The 26,095-nt window shown below is 70.9% G+C and carries 22 protein-coding genes; 3 read left to right on the top strand and 19 right to left on the bottom strand.

Annotated features, from left to right (window positions below):
* The first annotated feature begins 16 nt into the window (after positions 1-16).
* The gene (locus tag ABT342_RS11390; RefSeq protein WP_351570524.1) at positions 17-1,684 is read left to right on the top strand and encodes an alkaline phosphatase D family protein; all 1,668 of its coding nucleotides are present in this window, start codon (positions 17-19) and stop codon (positions 1,682-1,684) included.
* Positions 1,685-1,770: 86 nt separating this feature from the next.
* Here ABT342_RS11390 and ABT342_RS11385 read toward each other — a convergent pair whose 3' ends face one another.
* Complete coding sequence (locus ABT342_RS11385; protein WP_351570521.1) at positions 1,771-2,349, bottom strand: dienelactone hydrolase family protein; 579 nt, start codon at positions 2,347-2,349, stop codon at positions 1,771-1,773.
* A 23-nt stretch (positions 2,350-2,372) separates the two neighbouring features.
* On the opposite strand from ABT342_RS11385, the gene ABT342_RS11380 reads away from it, so the two are divergent.
* Positions 2,373-3,566 carry a mechanosensitive ion channel family protein gene (locus ABT342_RS11380; RefSeq protein ID WP_351570519.1) on the top strand — a complete coding sequence of 398 codons (1,194 nt, stop codon included), beginning with the start codon at positions 2,373-2,375 and terminating at the stop codon, positions 3,564-3,566.
* Here the strand turns inward: ABT342_RS11380 and ABT342_RS11375 are convergent.
* From ABT342_RS11375 to ABT342_RS11355, 5 genes are all read right to left on the bottom strand, one after another.
* Positions 3,563-4,309 carry an SDR family NAD(P)-dependent oxidoreductase gene (locus ABT342_RS11375; RefSeq protein WP_351570517.1) on the bottom strand — a complete coding sequence of 249 codons (747 nt, stop codon included), beginning with the start codon at positions 4,307-4,309 and terminating at the stop codon, positions 3,563-3,565. The two genes, ABT342_RS11380 and ABT342_RS11375, sit on opposite strands and share 4 nt — an antisense overlap.
* Positions 4,310-4,413: 104 nt before the next feature.
* A complete protein-coding gene (locus ABT342_RS11370) occupies positions 4,414-4,860 on the bottom strand; it encodes a GNAT family N-acetyltransferase (protein WP_351570515.1) in 447 nt (148 codons plus the stop codon).
* A complete protein-coding gene (locus ABT342_RS11365; protein ID WP_351570512.1) occupies positions 4,857-5,798 on the bottom strand; it encodes an RluA family pseudouridine synthase in 942 nt (313 codons plus the stop codon). Before ABT342_RS11365 ends, ABT342_RS11370 begins: the two co-directional genes overlap by 4 nt.
* Positions 5,799-5,902: 104 nt before the next feature.
* Positions 5,903-6,466, bottom strand: coding sequence for a signal peptidase II (gene lspA / locus ABT342_RS11360; RefSeq protein ID WP_351570509.1), 564 nt, complete (start codon positions 6,464-6,466; stop codon positions 5,903-5,905).
* A gap of 75 nt (positions 6,467-6,541) precedes the next feature.
* On the bottom strand, positions 6,542-7,447 hold the full coding sequence (locus tag ABT342_RS11355; protein WP_351570506.1) for a TraR/DksA family transcriptional regulator: 906 nt from the start codon (positions 7,445-7,447) through the stop codon (positions 6,542-6,544).
* A gap of 594 nt (positions 7,448-8,041) precedes the next feature.
* Here ABT342_RS11355 and ileS point away from each other — a divergent pair.
* On the top strand, positions 8,042-11,179 hold the full coding sequence (gene ileS, locus ABT342_RS11350; RefSeq protein WP_351570503.1) for an isoleucine--tRNA ligase: 3,138 nt from the start codon (positions 8,042-8,044) through the stop codon (positions 11,177-11,179).
* Between the two features lie 415 nt (positions 11,180-11,594).
* Here ileS and ABT342_RS11345 read toward each other — a convergent pair whose 3' ends face one another.
* The 13 genes from ABT342_RS11345 to ABT342_RS11285 all read right to left on the bottom strand — a co-directional run bounded on the left by ABT342_RS11345 (position 11,595) and on the right by ABT342_RS11285 (position 26,083).
* Positions 11,595-12,686: a DivIVA domain-containing protein gene (locus ABT342_RS11345; RefSeq protein WP_351570500.1), complete on the bottom strand. Its 1,092-nt coding sequence runs from the start codon at positions 12,684-12,686 to the stop codon at positions 11,595-11,597.
* Between the two features lie 49 nt (positions 12,687-12,735).
* On the bottom strand, positions 12,736-13,032 hold the full coding sequence (locus ABT342_RS11340; RefSeq protein WP_351570497.1) for a YggT family protein: 297 nt from the start codon (positions 13,030-13,032) through the stop codon (positions 12,736-12,738).
* A gap of 69 nt (positions 13,033-13,101) precedes the next feature.
* On the bottom strand, positions 13,102-13,734 hold the full coding sequence (locus ABT342_RS11335) for a cell division protein SepF (RefSeq protein ID WP_351570494.1): 633 nt from the start codon (positions 13,732-13,734) through the stop codon (positions 13,102-13,104).
* Between the two features lie 147 nt (positions 13,735-13,881).
* Positions 13,882-14,601: a YggS family pyridoxal phosphate-dependent enzyme gene (locus ABT342_RS11330; RefSeq protein WP_351570491.1), complete on the bottom strand. Its 720-nt coding sequence runs from the start codon at positions 14,599-14,601 to the stop codon at positions 13,882-13,884.
* A complete protein-coding gene (pgeF, locus tag ABT342_RS11325) occupies positions 14,598-15,323 on the bottom strand; it encodes a peptidoglycan editing factor PgeF (protein WP_502965512.1) in 726 nt (241 codons plus the stop codon). The genes ABT342_RS11330 and pgeF overlap by 4 nt, the downstream gene beginning before the upstream one ends.
* A 28-nt stretch (positions 15,324-15,351) precedes the next feature.
* Positions 15,352-16,557, bottom strand: a complete 1,206-nt coding sequence (gene ftsZ / locus ABT342_RS11320) for a cell division protein FtsZ (protein ID WP_351570485.1) — start codon at positions 16,555-16,557, stop codon at positions 15,352-15,354.
* A 279-nt stretch (positions 16,558-16,836) separates the two neighbouring features.
* Positions 16,837-17,655: a cell division protein FtsQ/DivIB gene (locus tag ABT342_RS11315; protein ID WP_351570482.1), complete on the bottom strand. Its 819-nt coding sequence runs from the start codon at positions 17,653-17,655 to the stop codon at positions 16,837-16,839.
* A gap of 26 nt (positions 17,656-17,681) precedes the next feature.
* Positions 17,682-18,776, bottom strand: coding sequence for an undecaprenyldiphospho-muramoylpentapeptide beta-N-acetylglucosaminyltransferase (murG, locus tag ABT342_RS11310; RefSeq protein WP_351570479.1), 1,095 nt, complete (start codon positions 18,774-18,776; stop codon positions 17,682-17,684).
* Between the two features lie 6 nt (positions 18,777-18,782).
* Positions 18,783-20,075, bottom strand: coding sequence for a putative lipid II flippase FtsW (ftsW, locus tag ABT342_RS11305; RefSeq protein ID WP_351570989.1), 1,293 nt, complete (start codon positions 20,073-20,075; stop codon positions 18,783-18,785).
* Positions 20,076-20,464: 389 nt separating this feature from the next.
* Positions 20,465-21,916, bottom strand: a complete 1,452-nt coding sequence (murD, locus tag ABT342_RS11300; RefSeq protein WP_351570986.1) for a UDP-N-acetylmuramoyl-L-alanine--D-glutamate ligase — start codon at positions 21,914-21,916, stop codon at positions 20,465-20,467.
* The gene (mraY, locus tag ABT342_RS11295) at positions 21,898-22,968 is read right to left on the bottom strand and encodes a phospho-N-acetylmuramoyl-pentapeptide-transferase (protein ID WP_351570476.1); all 1,071 of its coding nucleotides are present in this window, start codon (positions 22,966-22,968) and stop codon (positions 21,898-21,900) included. Before mraY ends, murD begins: the two co-directional genes overlap by 19 nt.
* The gene (locus ABT342_RS11290) at positions 22,965-24,404 is read right to left on the bottom strand and encodes a UDP-N-acetylmuramoyl-tripeptide--D-alanyl-D-alanine ligase (RefSeq protein ID WP_351570473.1); all 1,440 of its coding nucleotides are present in this window, start codon (positions 24,402-24,404) and stop codon (positions 22,965-22,967) included. The genes mraY and ABT342_RS11290 overlap by 4 nt, the downstream gene beginning before the upstream one ends.
* Positions 24,401-26,083 (bottom strand): UDP-N-acetylmuramoyl-L-alanyl-D-glutamate--2,6-diaminopimelate ligase, encoded by a 1,683-nt coding sequence (locus tag ABT342_RS11285; RefSeq protein WP_351570470.1) that lies wholly within the window; start codon positions 26,081-26,083, stop codon positions 24,401-24,403. The genes ABT342_RS11290 and ABT342_RS11285 overlap by 4 nt, the downstream gene beginning before the upstream one ends.
* Positions 26,084-26,095: the final 12 nt, after the last annotated feature.

Here is a 26,095-nt window from a genome sequence, read left to right as displayed (position 1 = left end):
AGTAGTCTGATCGGCCGTGACCAGTAGATCTCTCACAACTCCGAGCCGCCGCACGGTCGTCAAGGCCGCTGCCGCCACCGCTGCCGCCGCGCCCGTGCTCACGGGCACGGCTGCCTCCGCCGCCACCGCGGCCTCCGCCTCCCCCTCTGCCACGCAGAGCCCGGCCTTCCTCCACGGCGTCGCCTCCGGCGACCCGCTGCCCGACGGTGTGCTGCTGTGGACCCGGATCACCCCGGCCCCGGACGCCGTGCCCGGCTCCGGCAAGGGCCCCGACACGGAGGTGAGCTGGGAGGTCGCGGACGACACGGGCTTCACCCAGGTCGTCGCGCGTGGCCGGACGACCGCGACCGCCGCGTCCGACCACACGGTGAAGGTGGACGTAAGGGGCCTGCGCCAGGCGACCGTCTATTACTTCCGCTTCACGGCCGGGACCGCGCTCTCGCCCGTCGGCCGCACCCGCACCGCCCCGGCCACCGACGCCGCCGCACCCGGAGTGCGCTTCGGCGTGGTGTCCTGCGCCAACTGGGAGTCGGGGTACTTCTCCGCGTACCGGCATCTCGCGGCCCGCGCCGACCTCGACGCGGTCTTCCATCTCGGCGACTACATCTACGAGTACGGCACCGGCGGCTACCCGGCGGAGAAGTACGTCATACGCCGGCACGAGCCCCAGCACGAGATACTCAGCCTCGCCGACTACCGCACCCGGCACGGCAAGTACAAGACCGACGCCGACCTTCAGGCGCTGCACGCCGCCCACCCCGTCATCGCGATCTGGGACGACCACGAGATCGCCAACGACGCCTGGTCCGGCGGCGCCGAGAACCACACGCCGGGCGCCGAGGGCGACTACGCGGCCCGCGCGGCGGCCGCCAAGCAGGCCTACTTCGAGTGGATGCCGGTGCGCGCCTCGACGGCGGGCACGGTCTACCGCCGGCTGCGTTTCGGCAAGCTGGCCGATCTGCATCTGCTGGACCTGCGCTCGTTCCGTTCGGAGCAGGCGTCGGTGGGCAGCGGAAAGGTCGACGACCCGGAGCGTACGCTCACGGGCCGTGCCCAACTGGACTGGCTGAAGGCGGGGCTGGCGTCATCGGACGCGGCCTGGAAGCTGGTCGGTACGTCGGTGATGATCTCGCCGGTCGCGTTCGGCTCCGTACCGGCCCATCTGCTGGAGCCGATAGCCGAGTTGCTGGGCCTGCCCAAGGAAGGGATCGCGGCCAACGTCGACCAGTGGGACGGCTACACGGACGACCGCAAGGAGCTGCTGAAGCACCTGACGGACCATGGCATCACGAACACCGTGTTCCTCACCGGCGACATCCACATGGCGTGGGCCAATGACGTACCGGTGAAGGCGGCGACGTATCCGCTGTCGCGGTCGGCCGCGACCGAGTTCGTGGTGACCTCGGTGACCTCCGACAATCTGGACGACATCCTGCGTGTCGCGCCGGGCACGGTGTCGCTGGTCGCGTCGGGCGCCATCAGGGCCGCCAACCGCCATGTGAAGTGGGTCGACATGGACGGCCACGGCTACGGCGTCCTCGATGTCACCGCCGAGCGCTCGCAGATGGACTACTACACGCTCTCGGACAAGACGAAGGCCGACGCCACGGCCGCGTGGACCCGCTCGTACCGGACGCTCAGCGGTACGCAGAAGGTCGAGCGCGTGGACCAGCCGGTGCGCTGAGGAGCCGCGGAGGCGGATGGGGCCCGGTGTCGCCGTGCCCCATCACCCCGGCGGGGCCGCGCCGGTCGGCCTGCGTCAGCCGGTCGTCAGCCCTCGTCGATCGAGTCCAGGAAGCCCAGCGCCACCCGCCAGGTCTGCTCGGCGGCCTCCTCGTCGTAGTCGGGCAGTTCCGGGTCGGTGTAGAGATGCCCGGCGCCCGGGTAGCGGTGGACCTCGACGTCCGCACCGGCCTTGCCCATCTGCAGATACCAGGCCGTCAGCCAGTCGTGCGGCTCGAACGCATCGGGGTCGGCGACGTGCAGTTGTACGGGCAGCCCGTCCGCCGTCGCGTTCTCCGCGATGTCGGACGTGCCGTGCAGCAGCAGAAGACCACGGGCCTTCTCGTCGCCGAGCGCCAGGTTCTGCGCGACGGCCGCCCCGAACGAGAAGCCGCCGTACACGAGCCCCCGCTCGGAGAGGGGCGCGGCGGCCAGGATCGCCCGCTTCAGCAGCTCGTCCACTCCGACTTCGTCCTTGTACGCCCTGCCGTCCTCCACGGAGTCGTAGACCCGGCCCTCGAAGAGATCGGGGGTCCACACCTCGTGCCCGGCCGCCCGCAGCCGGTCGGCGGCGGCCGACACCGCGGGACGAAGACCGTATATCGAATGGAAGAGCATGATGTCCATGCGGTCAGGTTACGTTCCAAGGCATGGAGAACGTGCTGCGTCCGTTGATCGTCATCGGCGGCTCGGTCGTGCTCACGCTGCTGGTGGGCTGGCTGACCGATGTGCTGCTGCGCCGGGCCGACTCCCGGCACGCCGAGACACCGCTGTGGGGCCTGCTGCGCCGCTGCCGGGTCCCGTTCCAGTTCGTGTTCTGCGCGGCGCTGCTGAGAGGAACGTTCCGGCACGCGGAGATCGAGGCCGTCGACGAGCACGCGGCGGGCATCGGACAGGTGCTGACCCTGGTGCTCGTCGGAGCCTCGGCCTGGCTGGTGGTGCGGATCGCGACGGCCGTCGTCGAGTCCTCGTACTCGCGCTACGCCGCGGCGAGCCGCGATCCGGCCCGGGTACGCCGGGTCCGTACGCAGGTGACGCTGATCCACCGGGTCGTCATCGCGGTGGTCGGGGTCGTGGCGGTGGCGTCGATGCTCCTGACGTTCCCCGCGATGCGGGCCGTCGGCACGTCCTTGCTCGCCTCCGCCGGCGTCCTCGGGATCGTCGCCGGAATCGCGGCCCAGTCGACGCTGGGCAATCTCTTCGCGGGCCTGCAGATCGCCTTCGGCGACATGGTCCGCATCGGCGACACGGTGGTCGTGGACGGCGAGTGGGGGACGGTCGAGGAGATCACGCTGACCTTCCTCGCGGTGCGCACCTGGGACGAGCGCCGGATCACGATGCCCGTCTCGTACTTCACCGGCAAACCGTTCGAGAACTGGTCACGCGGCGGAGCCCAGATGACCGGCACGGTCTTCCTCCACCTCGACCACTCGGCACCGGTGCCCGAGCTGCGCGAGACGCTCCACGACATCCTGCGCGAAAGCCCGGCGTGGGACGGCCGCGACTGGTCGCTCGCCGTCACGGACACGACGGCGAGCACGATGGTGGTACGGGCCGTGGTGACCGCGAAGGACGCGGACGACCTGTGGACGCTGCGCTGCGCGGTCCGCGAGCAGCTGATCACCTGGCTCCGCGGCCACCATCCCTACGCGCTGCCGCACATCGCGACCACACCGGCCGCCACCCCGCCGGACGCCCGTCAGGACCTGTCTTTCGGACCGGACCGACGACGGCCTGTGCGGCTGCCGCCGGGGGGCGCGTGGGGGCCCCGTCGGCAGGGCCCGGGGCGCGTCGCGAGGCGGAGGCGGGGGATCCTGGGGCCTGATCCGCCGGACAGGCCCTAGTGCCCCCGCTCCGCTCCCCCGTTGACCTGGATGACCTGGGCCGTGATGTGGCCCGCGGCCGGGGAGGCGAGCCAGCGGAGGGTCTGGGCGACGTCGCCCGGATGACCCACCCGCCCGGTCGCGGTCTCGGCGATGAGTGCACGGCGGCGCTCCTCGGGGAACTCACCCACGAAGAAGTCGGTCTCCTCGACCAGTCCGGGCGCGACCACGTTCACGGTGATGCCGCGCGGCCCGAGCTGCCCGGCGAGCCGGAAGGCGTACGGGTGGAGGGCCGCCTTGGAGCCGGCGTACGGGCCCGAACCGGAGCCCCGGTACGCGGCGATCGAGCTGAGGAACAGCACCCGGCCGCCGGGGGTCGCGAGATGGTCCTGAAGGGCTTCGGTGAGCAGGACGGCGGTGAGGGTGTTGAGCCGGAAGTTGACCGTCCAGTCGTGGACGACGGCCTCCAGCGGATCCTCGAACTCCGGTGCCTTCTCGCGGCGGCCGTTGCCGCCCGCGCTGTGCACCAGGACGTCGACCGTGCCGTACTCCCGCGCGGCGAACTCCGCGGCGCGCCGCGCGCCCCGCGGCTCGCTGAGATCGACGGCGCAGTAGCGGGCGCCGGGGATCCGCGCGGCGGCCCGTGCCAGCACCTCTTCGCGCCGCCCGAGCAGCACGACCTGTTCCCCGTCGGCGGCGAACGCCTCCGCCGCCGCCAAGCCGATCCCGGTCCCCCCACCACTGATCACCACGGTGCGCGCCATGCTTCGATCCTATGGCCGACCGATCGCCGATCCCCGGCATACCGGCCCAATACACCCCTTCGCGGCTCGTGCGCGTGGGTCGTCGGGTCGTGAGGTCGTGGGGCCTAGAGCGCGCGCCGCATCGCCCGGTGCGGCATCCCCGCATCGGGGAACTCCGGCCCGTAAGCCTCGTACCCGAGCCGCTCGTAGAACCCCAGCGCGTGCGTCTGCGCGTGCAGATCCACGGCCGCCAGCCCCCGCACCCGCGCCGCCTCCTCGATCGCGCGCACCAGTGCCGCACCCACCCCGAGGCCCCGGGCCGCCCGCGTGACCGCGAGGCGGCCGAGGGAGCCGGTCGCCGGGTCCGAAGGGAGGTGACCGATCAGCAGACGGCCGGTACCGAGGGGGCCGTCAGGCCCGAGGGCCAGCAGATGGACCGCGTCCGCGTCATGGGCGTCGTACTCGATCTCCTCGGGCACGCGCTGTTCGACGACGAAGACCTCCTTGCGCACCGCGAAGCAGGCCTCCCGGTCCGCCGCGCCGGTCGCCTCCCGTACGACGAAGTCGCTCACGCGCTCTCCGCGGCGATACGCTCCAGCGCCGAGCGCAGGTCTTCGGGGTACTGGCTCTCGAACTCGACCCACCGCCCGTCCGACGGGTGCTCGAAGCCGAGCCGCACCGCGTGCAGCCACTGCCGGGTCAGGCCGAGGCGGCGCGCCATCGTCGGGTCGGCGCCGTAGGTCAGGTCGCCCACACACGGGTGCCGGTGGGCCGACATGTGCACCCGGATCTGGTGCGTACGGCCCGTCTCCAGCTTGATGTCCAGCAGCGAGGCGGCCCGGAACGCCTCGATCAGGTCGTAGTGCGTGACCGACGGCTTGCCCTCCGCCGTCACCGCCCACTTGTAGTCGTGCTGGGGGTGGCGCCCGATGGGCGCGTCGATCGTGCCGCTCATCGGGTCCGGGTGGCCCTGCACCAGAGCGTGGTAGCGCTTGTCGACCGTGCGGTCCCGGAACTGCTGCTTCAGCAGCGTGTACGCCCGCTCGGACTTGGCGACCACCATCAGCCCGGACGTACCGACATCCAGCCGGTGCACGATGCCCTGGCGCTCGGCGGCGCCCGAGGTGGAGATCCGGTATCCGGCGGCCGCGAGGCCGCCGATCACGGTCGTGCCGGTCCAGCCGGGGCTCGGGTGGGCGGCCACACCCACCGGCTTCATGATCACGACGATGTCGTCGTCGTCGTGCACGATCTCCATGCCCTCGACCGGCTCGGCCACGATCTGCACCGGCGCGGGCGCCTGCGGCATCTCGACCTCCAGCCAGGAGCCGCCGCTGACCCGCTCGGACTTCCCGACGACGGAGCCGTCGACCTGGACCTTTCCGGCAGCGGCCAGCTCGGCCGCCTTCGTCCGGGAGAATCCGAACATGCGGGAGATGGCGGCGTCGACGCGCTCGCCCTCCAGGCCGTCGGGAACGGGCAGCGTACGGATCTCGGGAATCGTGCTCACCCGTCGAGTATGCCTTGTGCCGAGGACAGACCGAGGCCGGACCAAGGACGACCAGGGACAGACCGGGTCGGACCGACGACGGACCGACGACAGACCGACGACCGTCAGTCCTTGTGGACGGTCCCGTCCGGGTCCAGCCCCCGGAACGACAGGATCACGATGAGGATGCCGCCGCACACGATCGCCGTGTCCGCGAGATTGAACACCGCGAAGTGCGCGGGCGCGATGAAGTCGACGACCGCGCCCTGGAACACGCCGGGCGAGCGGAAGATCCGGTCGGTGAGATTGCCGAGCGCACCCCCCAGCAGCAGCCCCAGCGCGATCGCCCACGGCAGGCTGTAGAGCTTGCGGGCGAGCCGCGCGATCACCACGACCACGACCGACGCGATGATCGTGAAGATGATCGTGAAGGCGCCCCCGAAGCCGAAGGCCGCGCCGGGGTTGCGCACCGCCACGAACCTGAGCAGATCACCGATGACCTGAATCGGCTCCTGGTGCTCCAGCTTGGCCACGACCAGCATCTTGCTGCCGAGATCCAGCGCGTAGGCCACGGCGGCCACGGCGAAAAGCGCGAAGATCCGGCGCCTGCCCTTGGGCTGCTCAGCAGGCGCCCCAGTCTCGTCGTCGTCCACATCCGGCGTACCGATGATGTGCTCCGCCTCTGCCACGTGAGTCCTTCAACCGTTCAACCTAGGTGCCTGACTGGTCACGAGAGTACGGCAGTACGGCACACACGTACGGAATCAGCCTCGCCTTTCCTGCTTCTGCTTGTCCTCCACGCAGAGGGTCGCCCGCGGGAACGCCTGCATGCGCGCCTTCCCGATCGGCTTGCCGCAGATCTCGCAGAGGCCGTACGTCCCGGCGTCGAGGCGCTGCAGCGCCCGCTCGGTCTGTTCCAGCATTTCGCGCGCGTTGGTCGCCAGGGCGATCTCGTGCTCGCGCGTGATGTTCTTGGCACCGGTGTCGGCCTGGTCGTCACCGGCGCCGTCCCCGGAGTCCCGCATCAGCCCGGTCAGGGCCTCCTCGGAGTGCGTGATCTCGGCTTGCAGCCTGACCATCTCGCTCTCCAGCTCGGCCCGCGCCTCGGCGACCTCTTCCGCGGTCCACGGGTCCTCGCCGGGCCGCACCGCCAGCTCGCCCGGGGCCGAGGCGACCGCGGCACGCGCCGGGGGCACCGCCGTCGCGCCGCTTCCCTTGGCGGCTGCGGCACCACCCGCGGTCTTCTTCGCTCCCACCGTTCTGGCTCCCGTCTGCTCGGCCGCCGTGACGGCCTTCCGGGCGGCCGCCTTGGCGGGCGCCGCCTTCTTCGTGGGCTTCTTCGCCGGTTGCTTCGTGGACGAGGTCGCGGAGCTTCCCGCCGCCGTCGTCCCGGGGGCGGCCGCCGGCGCCTTCTCCGCCTTCCTGGAGTCGGCCTTCTTGACCGGAGCCTTCTTGACCTGGTCCTTCTCGCCCGGGGCCTTTCCGACCTGGGCTTTCTCTACCTGGGCCTTCTTGACCTGGGCCTTTTCGACAGCCTTCGCCTCGGTCGCGTGGGCGTTCGTCACCCTCCTGGTGCTCTTCTCGCCGTTCGTCTCCTTGGCCGCCGCCCCCGGAGCGGCGGTGGATCTCGCTGACGCCGTCTTCTTCACGGCGGTCTTCTTCGCCACCATGGCCGCGGCCCCTTCACATATTGTGATCTTGCGCGCGAATCGGTGCTGGGACGATAAATCGACTCCAGCCCCGCGGCAACGGGGCACGCCGCCGGTTCTGCCCGGTCCGGCCCGCCCCACGCCTCCGACGACGCGAGCCTGCATCCGTTGTGCCCAGCTCCCCGCGCCGTAATCCGCCTCGCGGACGCCGGCACGAACGCCGAAGCGGCCCGCCCTGCCCCGTATGCCCATTCGGGTCATGCGCGGCACGGCATGTGCCCCCGTCGAAATCCGGTCGGCCGCCACGGCCGCGGGCCCGTACACTGGGCGCAGCGAAAGGCGTGGATGGGGACCAGTAGCGTCGTACGCAGCCATGAGCGACCCGGGGACGGTGAGAGCCCGGGGGCGAGCGCGATGTGAAGCATCACCCCGGAGCCGCCGGAAGAACGCCCGCGGGAGTACCGCACGGCCAGTAGACCCGGCATCGCGACCCCAATGAGGGGGCCCGGGGCGTCCGCGTCCGGGGCCAAGGAGGGTGGTACCGCGGGAGCGCAGCGCATGTCGGCTCTCGTCCCTCCGGACGGAAGAGAGACAGTCCGCCGGAGGAGCCCGTACATGACGCCGCCGCAGTACCGCCAGGTACCCGCCCAGGTCGACCTGCCCGCTCTCGAGCACGCCGTGCTCGACTTCTGGCGCGAGAGCAAGGTCTTCGCGAAGAGCCTCGAGCAGTCCGAGGGCCGCCCCGAGTGGGTGTTCTACGAGGGCCCGCCCACCGCGAACGGCATGCCCGGCGCGCACCACATCGAGGCCCGCGTCTTCAAGGACGTCTTCCCGCGCTTTCGCACCATGCGCGGCTACCACGTCGCCCGTAAGGCCGGCTGGGACTGCCACGGCCTGCCGGTCGAGCTCGCCGTCGAGAAGGAGCTCGGCTTCAACGGCAAGAAGGACATCGAGGCGTACGGCATCGCGGAGTTCAACGCGAAGTGCCGGGAGTCCGTGACCCGCCACACCGACGCCTTCGCCGAGCTCACGACCCGGATGGGCTACTGGGTCGACCTGGACGACGCGTACCGGACGATGGACCCGGAGTACGTGGAAAGCGTCTGGTGGTCGCTGAAGGAGATCTTCAACAAGGGCCTGCTGGTCCAGGACCACCGCGTCGCCCCCTGGTGCCCGCGCTGTGGCACCGGCCTGTCCGACCACGAGCTCGCGCAGGGTTACGAGACCGTCGTCGACCCGTCCGTCTTCGTCCGCTTCCCGCTGACCTCCGGCCCGCTCGCGGGCGAGGCCGCCCTCCTGGTGTGGACGACGACCCCGTGGACGCTGGTGTCCAACACCGCGGTCGCCGCGCACCCCGAGGTCACGTACGTGGTCGCGACCAACGGCGAGGAGAAGCTCGTCGTCGCCCAGCCGCTGCTGGAGAAGGCGCTCGGCGAGGGCTGGGAGGCCACCGGCCCGACGTTCACCGGCGCGGAGATGGAGCGCTGGACGTACGAGCGCCCCTTCCAGCTGGTCCCCTTCGACGAGCCGGCCCACTACGTGGTCAACGCCGAGTACGTGACGACCGAGGACGGTACGGGTCTGGTCCACCAGTCCCCCGCCTTCGGTGAGGACGACCTCAAGGTCTGCCGCGCGTACGGCCTGCCGGTCGTGAACCCGGTCCGCCCCGACGGCACCTTCGAGGAGGACGTGCCGCTGGTGGGCGGTGTCTTCTTCAAGAAGGCCGACGAGGCGCTCACGAAGGACCTCGACGAGCGCGGGCTGCTCTTCAAGCACATCGCCTACGAGCACAGCTACCCGCACTGCTGGCGCTGCCACACCGCGCTGCTCTACTACGCGCAGCCGTCCTGGTACATCCGCACGACCGCGATCAAGGACCGGCTGCTCCAGGAGAACGAGAACACCAACTGGTTCCCGGACTCGGTCAAGCACGGCCGCTTCGGCGACTGGCTGAACAACAACATCGACTGGGCGCTGTCGCGCAACCGCTACTGGGGCACGCCGCTGCCGATCTGGCGCTGCGAGGAGAACCATCTGACGTGCGTCGGCTCGCGCGCCGAGCTGACCGAGCTGACGGGCACCGACCAGTCGTCCCTGGACCCGCACCGCCCCTTCATCGACGAGGTCACCTTCGCCTGCCCGCAGTGCTCCGGCACGGCGACGCGCGTTCCCGAGGTGATCGACGCCTGGTACGACTCGGGCTCGATGCCGTTCGCGCAGTGGGGCTACCCGTACAAGAACAAGGAGATCTTCGAGAAGCGCTACCCGGCGCAGTTCATCTCGGAGGCGATCGACCAGACGCGCGGCTGGTTCTACACGCTGATGGCCGTCGGCACGCTGGTCTTCGACAAGTCGTCGTACGAGAACGTGGTGTGCCTCGGCCACATCCTCGCCGAGGACGGCCGCAAGATGTCCAAGCACCTGGGCAACATCCTGCAGCCGATCCCGCTGATGGACCAGCACGGGGCGGACGCGGTGCGCTGGTTCATGGCGGCGGGCGGGTCGCCGTGGGCGGCGCGCCGGGTGGGCCACGGCACGATCCAGGAGGTCGTGCGCAAGACGCTGCTGACGTACTGGAACACGGTGGCCTTCCAGGCGCTCTACGCCCGTACGTCGCAGTGGGCGCCGTCGGCCGCGGACCCGGCCCCGGCCGACCGCACCGTGCTCGACCGCTGGCTGCTCTCCGAACTGCACGCGCTGGTGGACCAGGTGACGCAGTCGCTGGAGAGCTACGACACCCAGCGCGCCGGCAAGCTGATCTCCTCGTTCGTCGACGACCTGTCGAACTGGTACGTCCGCCGCTCGCGCCGCCGCTTCTGGCAGGGCGACAAGGCTGCTCTGCGTACCCTGCACGACGTGATCGAGACGATCACCCGCCTCATGGCCCCCCTCACCCCGTTCATCACCGAGCGGGTGTGGCAGGACCTGGTGGTCCCGGTGGCCCCCGAGGCCCCGGAGTCGGTGCACCTGTCGTCGTGGCCGGAGGCCGACCTGTCGGCGATCGACCCGACGCTGTCGCGGCAGATGGTGCTGGTGCGGCGCCTGGTGGAGCTGGGCCGTGCGACGCGCGCGGAGTCGGGCGTGAAGACGCGGCAGCCGCTGTCGCGTGCGCTGGTGGCCGCGGCGGGCTTCGAGTCCCTGTCGCCCGAACTGCACGCCCAGATCACGGAGGAGCTGAACGTCACCTCCCTCGCCTCCCTCTCCGAGGTCGGCGGCTCGCTGGTCGACACGACCGCGAAGGCGAACTTCCGCGCGCTGGGCAAGCGCTTCGGCAAGGGCGTGCAGGACGTGGCGAAGGCGGTCGCGGCGGCGGACGCGGCGGCGCTGTCCCTGGCGCTGCGCGCGGGCACGGCCGTGATCACGGTGAACGGCGAGGAGGTGACCCTCTCCCCCGAGGAGGTCATCATCACCGAGACCCCGCGCGAGGGCTGGTCGGTCGCCTCCGACTCCGGCGCGACGGTCGCCCTCGACCTGGAGATCACTCCGGAGCTGCGCCGCGCGGGCCTGGCCCGTGACGCGATCCGGCTCATCCAGGAGGCCCGCAAGAACAGCGGCCTGGACGTGGCGGACCGTATCGCCCTGCGCTGGTCCTCCACGGACCCGGAGGTCACCTCGGCCCTCACGGACCACTCCGCCCTCATCGCGGACGAGGTCCTCGCGACCGACTTCGCCTCCGGCGAGGCGGACGGTTCGTACGGCTCCCCGTTCACGGACGAGAGCCTCTCCCTCACGTTCCGCCTCCGCAAGGCGTAAGCGCCCCGAGGAACGGGCCCGGCCACGGTGGGTGGCCGGGCCCGTTTGTTTTCCCCTACCCGCCCCTTCCCGCAGTGTCGATTTGCGGCTCCGCCGCGTGGGGGGGCTCTGCCCCCGAACCCCCGCGCTTCCATCGCCGGCGGGGCTCCAAAGGAGCCCGTCCGGCAATTGAGGACACGGCCGAAGGCCGGTCCTTCAGCCTCGCCGGCGCTTGAGGCGCGGGGCCCGGGGGCAGAGCCTCGGTTCGGGAAGGGGCGGGTAGGGGAAAGAAGCCCGCCGCAGGCGCCCCAGTCCCCCACCCCCACCCGGCCCCGGTCGCACCCACGCAAAAGGGCCGGGCCCGGGACGGTGAACGTCCCGGGCCCGGCCCTTCAGCCTGCCGACGGCTACGCGCTCATCGCGCGCCAACCGGCCGTCAGTTGTCGTCCTCGTCGATGAGGAACCCGCGCATCGGCGACGGCGCCTGCTGCATCGGCTGCGGCGCCTGCGGCCGCACCGGTGCCATCGGCTGGGTCATCGCCGGCGACATCTGCTGCTGGCCACCGTAGGACGGGGCTCCGCCCATCGGCGCGTTGCCGCCCATGGTCTGGTTGCCGCCGTAGGACGGGGCGCTCGCACCGGCCGGAGCCATGGAGGGCGCCGGGGACGGCGGCAGCGACGCGGCCGCCGGGGTCCGCTGCGGGGCCAGCGAGTCGTCCGCCTGGGTCTCCAGCTGACGCAGCTGGCTCTCCAGGTACGACTTCAGCCGCGTACGGTACTCGCGCTCGAAGCCGCGCAGGTCCTCGACCTTGCGCTCCAGCGTGGCGCGGGCCGACTCCAGCGAGCCCATCGCGACGCGGTGCTTCTCCTGCGCGTCCCGCTCCAGCGCGTCCGCCTTGGCACGGGCGTCCCGCTCAAGACCCTCGGCGCGCGAACGGGCCTCGCCGACGATCTTGTTGGCCTCGGAGCGGGCCTCCGCGATCGCCTGGTCGGCGGTCTGCTGGGCAAGGGAGAGGACGCGCGCGGCGCTGTCGCCACCGGGGCCCTGACCGGGCTGCGGCAGCTGCGGGCCGTGACCGCCCATGGGGCCGCCCATCGGACCACCCATGGGGCCGCCCTGCATCGGGCCGGGACCCATCGGGCCCGGTCCCTGCGGGTGACCCTGCGGACCGTGACCACCGGGGCCGGCGGGCAGCTGCGGAGCACCACCGGGCAGCTGGGGCGGGCCCATCTGCGGGGGCTGCTGCTGGACCGGCGGTCCGGATATGGCAGCGGGCACGGGCGCGCCGGGACCGCGGCCGTCCTGCGGCTCCGGCGGCTTGCGCATACCCTGCTGCTGCTGGTTCTGCGCGGCCGCACGAGTCGCCGCGGCCAGCTTGGCGCGCAGGTCCTCGTTCTCGCGGAGCAGGCGGGTCAGTTCGGCTTCGACCTCGTCGAGGAAGGCATCGACCTCGTCCTCGTCATAGCCTTCTCGAAGGCGGACGGTCGTGAACTGCTTGTTCCGCACGTCCTCGGGGGTCAGCGGCATCTCTTCTTCACCTCTACGTAGTCGTCGGCAGTCGGCAAGACCGTATCGCTCACACCTGGCTCGCAAAGTTGTTCACGATGGAGATCAGGATGTAGACGATGATCATCAGAACGAAGAAGGACAGGTCGAGTGCCACGCCCCCGAGACGCAGCGGCGGAATGAACCGCCGCAGAAGCTTGAGCGGTGGATCGGTGACAGTGTAGGTGGCCTCCAGGACGACCACCATCGCCTTGCCGGGTTGCCACGAGCGGGCGAACTGGAAGACGTAGTCCATGACGAGCCGGAAAATCAGCACGATCAGGAAGCACATCAGAGCGATGTAGATCACATCCAGCGTGACGCCCATCCTGCGCTTCCCTCTCCCCTGGCTCTCGTCTCACCGGCCTTCCGGCCGGGTCGTTCCGTGGTCGTGTTCTCAGCTCTGGTTGAAGAATCCGCCCTCTGCGATGCGGGCCTTGTCCTCCGCCGTGACATCGACGTTAGCAGGCGACAACAGGAACACCTTCTGCGTCACCCGCTCAATGCTGCCATGCAGCCCGAAGACAAGTCCCGCGGCAAAGTCGACAAGTCGCTTCGCATCGGTGTCGTCCATCTCGGTCAGATTCATGATCACCGGGGTGCCCTCACGGAAGTGTTCCCCGATGGTACGGGCCTCGTTATAGGTCCGCGGGTGCAGCGTGGTGATGCGGTACGGCTCCCGCTCGGACACGACCTTGGGCATGATCACCGGTGCGTTCTTCTCCAGGCTCGGACGTTCAGGTGTGATAGACGCCACGGGCGCGATGCGCGCCGGACGCCCGGAGTCCGCCGACAGCGAAGCGGCGTGGGGCACCGGCTCACGCGGCGCGGGTGGCTGCACCACTCGCACCGGCTCTTCCCGTTCGACCTGGTGCGAGGGCTGCTGGTGCTGGTGCCGACGCCGGTCCCGCTCGGGCTCCGGCTCCATCTCGGGTTCGAAGTCGTCGTCGGGGTCGAAGCCCCGGCCGTCGTATCCATCGTCCTCCACGAGGCCGAGGTAGACCGCCATCTTGCGCATCGCGCCGGCCATTCTCTGAGTCCTCCGCTCTGTGGTGGATCGGCTTCGTTCGGCTACGTCACTTCGACTACGCCACCAAGTCCCGCGATCCACTCGGCATGTCCACCTTTCGGTGGAAATGACCATATTTTCTGCTGTGGTCCGACTTGCTTCGCGACGTTACCCGAGCCGGGGTCGGACTCCGAGTACCGCCGTACCGACGCGCACATGTGTCGCCCCGGCCGCGACGGCCTCTTCGAGGTCCGCACTCATCCCTGCTGACACCATGTTCGCAGCAGGACGGGCCCGGCGCAGGGCAGTCGACAAATCCATCAACCGCTCGAACGCGGCCTGTTGGCGCCCCGCGTACGGCCCCGCGAGCGGCGCGACGGTCATCAGCCCGTCGAGCCTGAGTCCGGGCGCGTCGTCGACCGCGGCGGCCAACTCCTCGACGCCGTCCGGCGAGACGCCGCCCCGCTCCCCCTGCTGCCCCGACTCGGCGTCCAGCGCGACCTGGATCAGACACCCCAGTTCCCGCTCGGCGCGCGCCGCCGCGGTCGACAGTGCGCGGACGAGCTTCAACCGGTCGACGGACTGCACGATGTCGGCATAACTCGCAACAGAACGGACTTTGTTCGTCTGAAGCTGGCCGACGAAGTGCCAGTTGAGGTCGAGGTCGGAACAGGCGGCGGCCTTCGGTGCCGCCTCCTGGTCCTTGTTCTCGGCCACATGGCGCACCCCGAGCTCGTGCAGCAGCCGTACGTCGCTCGCGGGGTAGGTCTTCGTGACCACGATCAGGGTCACTTCCTCCCGCTTACGGCCGGCCGCGACACAGGCGGCGGCGATACGTTCCTCCACGCGCGCCAGGTTCTCGGCGAGTTCGGATCTGCGGTCGGTCATGCCTCGTTCTCTTCTGCCGTGAGCCAGACATACCCGGCGAGCCGTCCGGTGGTGCGGTCACGCCGGTACGAGTAGTGGTCCCGCGACTCCAGTGTGCATACCGGCGACGCGTGCCGGTCGCGTACGCCGAGCGCTTCGAGCTGGGCGTGCACTCCGGCGGTGACATCGACGGCCGGGGTGCCCCAGCTGGTCTCGGCCCAGGCCGCCGGTTCCACCGCGGCGACCTCGGCGCGCATCGCCTCCGGGACTTCGTAGCAGCGTCCGCAGACCGCCGGTCCGGTACGGGCGGTGATGCGGGCGGGGTCGGCCCCGAGCGCGATCATGGCCTCGACGGCGGCCGGTACGACTCCGGCGGCCATCCCGGGACGGCCGGCGTGGGCCGCGCCCACCACCCCGGCGACGGGGTCGGCCAGCAGCACCGGGGTGCAGTCGGCGGTGAGGACGGCGAGAGCGAGGCCCCGCCGGGCGGTGACCACCGCGTCCACCGCCGGGACCGGGGCGTCCGCCCACGGTCCGTCGACGACGGCGACATCGCGCCCGTGCACCTGGTTCATCCAGACGACGTGCCCCGCGTCGAGCCCGAGCGACCTGGCGGCGAGCTCCCGGTTCGCGGCGACGGCGGCGGGGTCGTCGCCGACCGCGCCGCCGAGGTTGAGCTCCTCGTACGGAGCGGCGCTCACCCCGCCCCACCTGTCGGTGAAAGCGAAGTGCGCGCCGCTCACACTGTCGTGCTCCCGTATCACTTCAAGGTCACTTCAGGAAGTCCGGGACATCCAGCTCTTCGGCCGAGCTGTCGTACGGCCGGGCCGGCGGGACCTGCGGCGAGCTGGGCTGCGCGTACGAGCTCTCGCTCGCCACCGGGGCCGGCTCGGCGGGGGCCGCGGGCTCCTCGCGGACCGGCACGGTGCCGAGGCCGCCGGTGGAGCGGGGCTCCGGGCGCGGCGCGGCCGGGGGCTCCTCGCGCTTGGCGGACGCGGAGCCGATCACGTGGTCGCGGCGGGCCGGGGGCTGCCCCCCGTCGAAGCCGGCCGCGATGACCGTGACCCGTACCTCGTCGCCCAGGGCGTCGTCGATGACGGCGCCGAAGATGATGTTGGCCTCGGGGTGGGCTGCCTCGCTGACGAGCTGGGCGGCCTCGTTGATCTCGAACAGACCGAGGTCCGAGCCGCCGGAGATCGAGAGCAGTACGCCGCGGGCTCCGTCGATGGAGGCCTCGAGCAGCGGCGAGGAGATCGCCATCTCGGCCGCGGCCACCGCGCGGTCGTCGCCGCGGGCCGAGCCGATGCCCATGAGCGCCGAGCCGGCCTCGGACATGACGGACTTGACGTCGGCGAAGTCGAGGTTGATGAGGCCCGGGGTGGTGATGAGGTCGGTGATGCCCTGAACACCCGACAGCAGCACCTGGTCCGCGGACTTGAACGCGTCGAGAACGCTGACCTGGCGGTCCGAGATGGACAGCAGGCGGTCGTTCGGGATGACGATGAGGGTGTCGACCTCTTCGCGGAGCTCGGCGATGCCGTCCTCCGCCTGGTTGGCGCGGCGGCGGCCCTCGAAGGTGAAGGGCCGGGTGACGACGCCGATGGTCAGGGCGCCGAGCGAGCGCGCGATGTTGGCCACGACGGGTGCGCCGCCGGTGCCGGTGCCGCCACCTTCGCCGGCGGTGACGAAGACCATGTCGGCCCCCTTGAGGACCTCCTCGATCTCCTCTCGGTGGTCCTCTGCCGCCTTGCGACCGACTGCCGGGTTGGCTCCGGCCCCGAGGCCGCGGGTGAGTTCGCGGCCGACGTCGAGCTTGACGTCGGCGTCGCTCATCAACAGGGCTTGCGCGTCAGTGTTGATCGCGATGAACTCGACGCCCTTGAGACCGACCTCGATCATTCGGTTGATGGCATTGACACCACCGCCGCCGACACCGATGACCTTGATGACTGCGAGGTAGTTCTGCGGTGCTGCCACGTCGAAGGCCTCTCGCCTCGAGTTACGTGTCGCCGCCGCGCGTTGGTCTTCGCGCTGCGACGACTGATGCCGATGGGACGGTCCGAAACGCCGACCCAAACCCTAACGTTGAAGTTTAGGGTTACCAGTGTCTCTGCTCCTTGGACTCTTCCGAACGAGACACTAAGTCGACAAGCCGTGCGCGTTCAACGAACACGCCGAACCTCCCGTTTTTCTTTTCACCCTATGTGATCAGCCGTTGCGCTGACCAACCAGGGTGCTGGCCTGGGCATTTGTGCGTCAACTGGCCGACGAGGCAGGGGCACTGGGGGCGCTCACATCAAAATGCGCCGCACCCGGCGCCGCCTTCATCAGGACGGTGAGCGCTCGCCCCTTCGCGTCGCCCTCCTCGCTGCTGCCCCACATGACGGTGCGGCCCCTGGTCAGCTTCAGGGTGATGGAGTCGTAGGAGTCGACCTGGAGGGCCCTGGTGTCCTTCGCGATGCCTTCCGGCAGTTCGGCGGTGACCCGGACCGCCTCCGTCACCAGCCTGCGCTCGCCGAACCGGAGCAGACTCGGTGACTGATCCGTCGTCAATTCCAGTAGTGGTACGTCTTTGGGCGCTTTGTCCACCGTTGCGAAACGCACACCTTTCGCATCGACTTCGATGAACTTCGCGCCCTTTTCGATGAGGAGTACGGGGATCCGTTCTGTCACTTTCAGACCGATTCCGTGCGGCCAGGAACGGACGGCGTCCACCGAGTCGATACGGGGCAGCTTCTGGCGCAGCCGGTCCTCAATCCGGTCCGTATCGACGGAAATCAGCGGCGTCCCCATCGGCACGGCGGCCGCCTCCTCGACCTCGCGAGGCGTCAGAACCCGCGTACCGGAGGCGCTGACTCGCTCGACGCGCAACCAGGAAGAGCCGTACAGCACCCAGATCCCGCCGGTGGTGAGGGCGATGAGGGCGAGAGCGGTCAACAGGACGCGGCGCCCCGGCAGCTTCAGGTGGCGGCCCCCGATGCGCGGGCCCTTGCCAGGGCCGGAGCGGCCGGACCGGACCGTCGACGAACCATTCGGTTTCCGCGTGCCGCGGTCGGCGGTCGTCGGTCCGGCCATGCTCCCTGCCCTGCCCTTCGCTGCGCCTATCGGCGCGCCCGTGCGGAAATCGCCTCGTACACCATTCCGACAAGCAGATCGTCGGCGTCCCTGCGGCCGAACTCGGCCGCGGCGCGGGACATCTCGTACAGCCGGTGCGGATCGGAGAGCACCGGGAGCACGTTCCCCTGGACCCACTCGGGGGTCAGCTCGGCGTCGTCGACCAGCAGTCCGCCGCCCGCCTTCACCACCGGCTGGGCGTTGAGCCGCTGTTCGCCGTTGCCGATCGGCAGCGGTACGTACGCGGCGGGCAGCCCGACGGCGGAGAGTTCGGCGACGGTCATGGCTCCCGCGCGGCAGAGCATCATGTCGGCAGCGGCGTACGCGAGATCCATCCGGTCCACGTACGGTACCGGGATGTAGGGCGGCATTCCGGGCATGTTGTCCACGCGCGGCAGTTCGTTCTTCGGGCCGACCGCGTGCAGGATCTGGATGCCGGAACGCTGGAGCAGCGGAGCGACCTGCTGGACCACCTCGTTGAGCCGGCGGGCGCCCTGGGAACCGCCGGACACCAGCAGGGTCGGCAGGTTGGGGTCGAGCCCGAACATCGCGCGCGCCTCGGGCCGGACCCTGGCCCGGTCGAGGGTGGCGATGGAGCGGCGCAGCGGGATGCCGATGTAGCGGGCGTCACGCAGTTTGCTGTCGGGCGTGGAGACCGCGACGGCGGCGGCGTACCGCGAGCCGATCTTGTTGGCCAGGCCCGGGCGGGCGTTGGCCTCGTGGACGACGATGGGCACACCGAGGCGCTTGGCGGCGAGATAGCCGGGCAGCGCGACGTAGCCGCCGAAGCCGACGACGCAGTCGGCCTTCGTGCGCTCCAGGATCTGCTCGGCGGCCTTGATCGTGCCGCGCAGCCGCCCTGGGACGGTGATCAGCTCGGGGGTGGGCTTGCGTGGCAGCGGAACCGCGGGGATGAGCGCCAGCTCGTAGCCCCGCTCGGGGACGAGCCTGGTCTCCAGTCCGCGCTCCGTGCCGAGGGCCGTGATGCCCACGGTCGGGTCCTGCCTGCGCAGGGCGTCCGCGAGGGCGAGCGCGGGCTCGATGTGGCCGGCGGTCCCCCCGCCGGCGAGTACGACATGCACCGAAATTCACCGCTCTCCGGACGGACGCTTCTTGACGCGCCGTCTCATCGTCTTCCATCTCACCCCGGGCCTCCGCATGGCCAGGGCGGCCTTCGCGGCGGGATCCTCTCGCGCGAAGGCGATCAGCAGTCCCACGGCGAACATGGTCGGCAGCAGGGCGGAGCCTCCGTAGGAGAACAGCGGGAGCGGGACTCCGGCGATCGGCAGCAGGCCGAGCACCGCACCGATGTTGATCACAGCCTGCGCCGTGATCCAGGTGGTCACACCTCCCGCGGCGTACCTCACGAAGGGGTCCTCCGTGCGTCCGGCCACGCGGATACCCGCATAGCCTAGAGCCGCGAACAGGGCGAGCACCGACAGCGTCCCCGCCAGCCCCAGTTCCTCCCCGGTGATGGCGAAGATGAAGTCGGTGTGCGCTTCGGGGAGTTGGCCCCATTTTTCCACACTCGCACCGATGCCGGAGCCGAAGAATCCGCCCGAGGCGAGTGCGTAGATCCCGTGCACGGCCTGCCAGCAGCCGTCGCCCGGCCCCGGGTCCGTGGCCCCGACGCACTGGAACCGGGCCATCCGGTTCGGGCTCGTCTTGATCAGGACGGCGCCGATCAGCGTCGCGACGCTCAGCACCCCGACGAACAGCCTCGTGGGGGCGCCCGCGAGCCAGAGCAGCCCGAAGAGGATCGCCGTCAGGATGATCGCGGTCCCCATGTCACCGCCGAGCATGATCAGGCCGAGCAGCATGAACGTGACCGGGACCAGCGGGACGAGCATGTGCTTCCACTGGGTCAGCAGCCGTTTGTGCTGCTTGCGGGCGAGCAGATCGGCGCCCCAGAGGATGAGGGCGAGCTTGCCGAACTCACTGGGCTGGAGCTGGAAGGGGCCGCCCAGCGAGATCCAGTTCTGGTTGCCGTTGACCGACTGCCCTATCCCGGGGATCTGTACGAGCACCATCAGGAACGCACTGCCCAGGAGGAGGGGATAGGCGAGCGCGCGGTGGAGTTTGGACGGCATCCGGGAAGCGACCAGCAGCAGTACCGTGCCGATGGCCGCCGCCAGGAACTGCTTGCGGAAGAAGTAGGAGGACGGCAGGTCGTACTTCAGCGCGGTGATCATCGAGGCGGAGTAGACCATGACCAGGCCGAGAGCGGTGATCAGCAGACCGGCGCCGAGAATCACGTAGTAGGCGGTGAGAGGCCGGTCCCAGGCCCGCCGGGCCTGCTCGTAGGCACGCCGGACCGCCCCGCCACGGGGTGGCCTGGGCGCGCGTGCGCCGCCCCCACGGGGCGCGGGGGCCCGCCGCACCGGCCCGGCGGTCCCGCTGCGCAGGGCGACGCCGGGGAGGCCCGAGAGGGCGGGTGTGGGCAGGAGGGTGCGCCCGAGCGCGGCGCCGAGCCGGGCGGCACCTGCCGCGAGCCCACGCGGCGGAGCCGCATATCGACGCGGCCCCACCCCGCCCTCCCCCGGAGCTTCGCCTGGGTGGGGGTCCCCCCGGCGAAGCCAGGGGGAGTACCCCCGCCCCGGACCCCGCGCCTCGAACTCCGGCGAGGCTGGGTATGGGGGCAGCGTCCCCGAGGGCCTGTCACAGGCGCGTGCCGTGGGCTCGGGCGCCCCGGAGTCCGGGGCGGCGGTGGCATCGGGTGGCATGGTCGCTGTCCCCTCCAGTCGTGGCCGGCGGCGCCGGCACGGGCCGGTCAGGCGCGCTCGGCGGCGAGGGAGCGAACCGCGTCCGCGAAGGCCTCGCCTCGCTTGTTGTAGTTGGCGAACATGTCCATCGAGGCGCAGGCGGGGGCGAGCAGCACCGTGTCCCCCGGCCGCGCGAGCGCCGCCGCTTCGCGGACCGCCGCCGACATCGCCCCAGTGTCGGTCCGGTCGAGGTCGACCACCGGGACTTCGGGCGCGTGTCGCGCGAGGGCTTCGGCGATCAGTGCCCGGTCCGCGCCGATGAGCACGACGCCCCGCAGTCGCTTCGCCGAGTTCTGGACCAGCTCGTCGAAGGTCGCGCCCTTGGCCAGTCCGCCCGCGATCCAGACGATCGGGTCGTACGCCGCCAAGGAGGCCTCGGTCGCGTGGGTGTTGGTGGCCTTGGAGTCGTCCACGTACGCGACGCCGGCGACGTCGGCGACGTACTCGATGCGGTGCGCGTCGGGGCGGAAGGCCCGCAGACCGTCCCGTACCGCACGCGGCTCGACGCCGAAGGCGCGGGCCAGCGCGGCCGCGGCGAGCGCGTTCGCGATGTTGTGCGGGGCCGCGGGGGTCACGTCCGAGACCTCGGCGAGCTCCTGGGCCTGCTTCTGGCGGTTCGCGACGAACGCGCGGTCGACCAGGATGCCGTCCACGACACCGAGCTGCGAGGGGCCCGGCGTGCCGAGGGTGAAGCCGATCGCCCGGCAGCCCTCCTCGACGTCGGCCTCGCGCACGAGGTCCTCGGTGGCGGGGTCGGCGGCGTTGTAGACGCAGGCGACCGTGTTGCCTTCGTAGATACGGCCCTTGTCGGCGGCGTACGCCTCCATGGAGCCGTGCCAGTCGAGATGGTCCGGCGCGAGGTTGAGCACGGCGGCGGAGTGGGCGCGCAGCGAGGGCGCCCAGTGCAGCTGGTAGCTGGAGAGCTCGACGGCGAGTACGTCGTACGTCTCGTCACCGAGGACGGCGTCGAGGAGCGAGACGCCGATGTTGCCGACGGCGGCCGTCTTCAGGCCCGCCGCCTCCAGGATCGAGGCCAGCATCCGTACGGTCGTGGTCTTGCCGTTGGTGCCGGTGACCGCGAGCCACGGAGCCGCCTTCCGGCCGTCCCGGCCGCGCAGGCGCCACGCCAGCTCGACGTCGCCCCAGACCTCGACACCGGCCGCCGCGGCGGCCTGGAAGAGCGGCTTGTCGGGCTGCCAGCCGGGAGTGGTGACGATCAGCTCGGTGCCCTCCGGCAGCGTCGCCCCGTCGCCGAGCCGGACCGTGATGCCGACCGCTTCGAGGTCCGCCGCCTGTGCCCGCGCACGCTCGTCGTCGCCGTCGTTCACGACCGTGACGACCGCGCCCAGACCGTGCAGGACGCGCGCGGCGGGAATCCCGCTCACGCCAAGACCCGCGACGGTGACGCGCCTGCCCTGCCAGTCCTGCCAGTCCCGCGTACTCACTTCTCGGCCGCCCAGCCCGCGTAGAAGAGCCCCAGACCCACAATGACGCACATGCCCTGAATGATCCAGAAACGGACCACGACGAGGACTTCCGACCACCCCTTGAGTTCGAAGTGGTGCTGCAGCGGGGCCATCCGGAAGACCCGCTTCCCGGTGAGCCGGAAGGAGCCGACCTGGATCACCACGGACATGGTGATCAGCACGAACAGGCCGCCGAGGAGCGCGAGCAGCAGCTCCGTGCGGGAGCAGATCGCGAGGCCGGCGAGCGCGCCACCGAGGGCCAGCGAGCCGGTGTCACCCATGAAGATCTTGGCGGGCGAGGTGTTCCACCACAGGAAGCCGAAGCAGGCGCCCATCAGCGCGGAGGCCACGACCGCGAGATCGAGCGGATCACGCACCTCGAAACAGGCGTTGGGATTGGTCAGGGTCACGGCGTTGGCGCAGGACTCCTGGAACTGCCACAGGCCGATGAAGGTGTACGCGCCGAAGACCATCACGGACGCGCCGGTCGCCAGACCGTCCAGACCGTCGGTGAGGTTCACGCCGTTCGACATCGCCAGGATCATGAACAGCGCCCAGACCACGAACAGCACCGGGCCGATGGTCCAGCCGAAGTCGGTGACGAACGACAGCCTGGTGGAGGCCGGGGTCTGGCCCCGGGTGTCCGCGAACTGCAGCGCCAGCACCGCGAAGGCGATGCCGACGATCAGCTGCCCGGCCATCTTCGCCTTGGCCCGCAGACCGAGCGAGCGCTGCTTGACGATCTTGATGTAGTCGTCGAGGAAGCCGACCAGGCCCATGCCCGCCATCAGGAAGAGCACCAGCACGCCCGAGAACGTCGGGTCCTCGCCGGTGATCACCTTGGCGAGGGCGTACGCGATCAGCGTGGCCAGGATGAAGGCGATGCCGCCCATGGTGGGCGTGCCCTTCTTGCTGCCATGGCTGCGCGGGCCGTCGTCACGGATGAACTGCCCGTATCCCTTGCGGGCCAGCAGCTTGATCAGCAGCGGGGTGCCGATGAGCGTCAGGAACAGCCCGATGGCTCCCGCGAAGAGGATCTGCCTCATCGTCCGGCGACCTGCCCCTCAGAAGACCCGGCGGAGTTCTCCAGCAGCGCCTGAGCGATCCGCTCGAGCCCGGCCGACCTGGAAGCCTTCACCAGCACGACGTCTCCCGGGCGCAGCTCTCTGCGCAACAGGTCGACCGCCGCCCGCGCGTCGGACACGTGCACCGACTCCTCACCCCACGAACCCTCGTTATATGCGCCCAGTTGCAACCAGGACGCTTCCCTGCCCCCGACTGCGACGAGCTTGCTGACGTTGAGCCGGACGGCGAGCCGTCCGACGGCGTCGTGCTCGGCGAGCGACTCGCCGCCGAGCTCGGCCATCGGGCCGAGCACCGCCCACGTGCGCCCCCCGTCGGCCCGTGAGGCCGCGCCCATGGCCACGAGCGCGCGCAGGGCGGCTCGCATGGACTCGGGGTTCGCGTTGTAGGCGTCGTTGACGACCGTCACGCCGTCCGGACGCTCGGTGACCTCCATACGCCAGCGGGAGAGGGTGCCGGCCTCCGAGAGCGCGGTGGCGATCTCGTCGACGGACATGCCCAGCTCATGGGCGACGGCGGCCGCGGCGAGCGCGTTCGACACGTGGTGCTCACCGTACAGCCGCAGGGTCACGTCGCTGCACCCGGAGGGTGTGCGAAGCAGGAATGCGGGCTGTCCGGACGGTGTGAGCCGGACGTTCTCGGCCCGTACGTCCGCTTCGCCCGCCTCGCCGAAGAGGACGACGCGCGCCTTCGTACGGGATGCCATCGCGCGTACGAGGGGGTCGTCGGCGTTGAGGACGGCCACTCCGCCCGCGTCGGCGGGCGGAAGGCACTCGACGAGCTCGCCCTTGGCCTGGGCGATCTGTTCGCGGCCGCCGAACTCCCCGATGTGGGCGGTGCCCACGTTCAGTACGAGGCCGATGCGCGGCGGGGTGAGTCCGGCGAGGTAGCTGATGTGGCCGATTCCGCGCGCGCCCATCTCCAGGACCAGGAACCTGGTCTCCTCGGTGGCGCTGAGCGCGGTCAGCGGGAGCCCGATCTCGTTGTTGAGGGAGCCGGGCGTCCAGACCGTCGGGGCCTTGTGGCGCAGTACCTGCGCGATGAGGTCCTTGGTGCTGGTCTTGCCGGCCGAGCCGGTGAGCGCCACGAGGGTCGCGCCGAGCCGCTCCACGACGGCGCGCGCGAGGGCTCCCAGTGCCCGCTGTACGTCGTCCACGACGATGGCGGGGACGCCGACCGGACGCGAGGCCAGGACGGCGGCCGCGCCCGAGGCGACGACGGCGGCGGCGTAGTCGTGGCCGTCGACGCGTTCGCCCACGAAGGCGGCGAAGAGGCTGCCGGACTCGACCTCGCGGGAGTCCCGCACGACCGGTCCGGTGACCCGCACGGCCGGATCCGGTATGTCGTACGTCTGCCCGCCGACGATTTCGGCGATCTCGGCGAGGGAGAGGGCGATCACTGCTTCATCCCTGACTGTTTCGTCCCTGACTGGTCTTGTGCCGTCTTGTGACGGTGTTCGATCGCTTCGCGGAGCACCTGGCGGTCGTCGAAGGGGCGTACCACTCCGGCGATGTCCTGGCCCTGCTCATGGCCCTTGCCCGCGACGAGGACGGTGTCGCCGGCCTCGGCGCGTGCGACGGCCGCGGCGATCGCCGCCGCGCGGTCGGCGTCCACCAGGACGTCTCCGCGCTCGTGCGCGGGGACCTCGGCGGCGCCCGCGAGCATCGCGGCGAGGATCGCGAGGGGGTCCTCGGAGCGCGGGTTGTCGGAGGTCAGTACGGCGGTGTCGGCGAGCCGGGCGGCTGCGGCGCCCATCGGGCCGCGCTTGGTCCGGTCGCGGTCGCCTCCGCAGCCGAGCACGATGTGCAGCTTGCCCTCGGTGACCTTGCGCAGGGAGCGCAGGACCGATTCGACAGCGTCCGTCTTGTGCGCGTAGTCGACGACCGCGAGGTACGGCTGGCCCGCGTCGACGCGCTCCAGGCGGCCCGGCACGCCGGGGACGGCGGCGACGCCGTCGGCGGCGGTCTGCGGGTCGACACCGGCGACGGCCAGGGTGACGATCGCGGCGAGGGTGTTGGCGACGTTGAACGGTCCGGGCAGCGGGGCCTCGGCGCGTACGCGCTCGCCCTTGGGGCCGACGGCGGTGAAACGCGAACCGACCGCGCCCACCTCCACGTCCTCGGCCCGCCAGTCGGCGTCCGGGTGGCCCTCGGCGGAGAAGGTGGTGACCGGGATGGTCACCTCGCCGGCCAGCCTGCGGCCGTACTCGTCGTCGAGGTTGACCACGCCCTGCCGGGAGCGGCGCGGCGTGAACAGCTCCGCCTTGGCCCGGAAGTAGTCCTCCATGCCGGAGTGGAACTCCATGTGCTCCGGCGTGAGGTTGTTGAAGACGGCGACGTCGAAGACGCAGCCGTCGACCCGGCCGAGCACCAGGGCGTGGCTGGAGACCTCCATGGCGACCGACTGGACCCCGCGCTCGCGCATCACCGCGAACAGCGCCTGGAGGTCGGTGGCCTCGGGGGTCGTGCGTTCGGACTTGATGCGTTCGTCACCGATCCGCATCTCGACCGTGCCGATCAGGCCGGTGCTGTGGCCCGCGCCGCGCAGCCCGCCCTCGATGAGGTAGGCCGTGGTGGTCTTGCCGGAGGTGCCGGTGATGCCGAGCTGGAGCAGGGCCTCGCCGGGGGTCCCGTAGATGGCCGCCGCGAGTTCCCCCATCCGGCCGCGCGGGTTCTCGGCGACCAGGACGGGCAGTCCGGTGGCCGCCGCGCGCTCGGCGCCGGTCGGGTCGGTGAGGATCGCGGCCGCGCCGAGCTCCTTGGCCTGGGCGGCGAAGTCCGCGCCGTGCAGACGGGCACCGGGCAGCGCGGCGTACACGTCCCCGGGGCGTACCGCCCGGGAGTCGTGGGTGATGCCGGTGACCGCGCCGGAGCCGGGGGGCTCGGTCCCCAGCCGGTCGGCCAGCTCTGCGAGGGGGATCGGGCGGACCTCGGCCGGACGGGGCGGGGCGGTTCGGTACTGATCAGCGTGTGGCACGGCGGTGAGCGTACCGGGAGTACCGGGACGGGGGCGAAACGAGGTGGGTCCGCCGTCGTGGTTCGCGTGGTGGTTCCCGGAATCGGGGGTGATCGTTCTCACTGGTGGTTCCTT

Origin of the sequence: Streptomyces sp. NPDC000410 (genome assembly GCF_040300305.1) — a bacterium.
Classification (GTDB): domain Bacteria; phylum Actinomycetota; class Actinomycetes; order Streptomycetales; family Streptomycetaceae; genus Streptomyces.
Note: the sequence above shows the minus strand (reverse complement) of the source record. Positions and strands in the feature narration are given on the sequence as shown.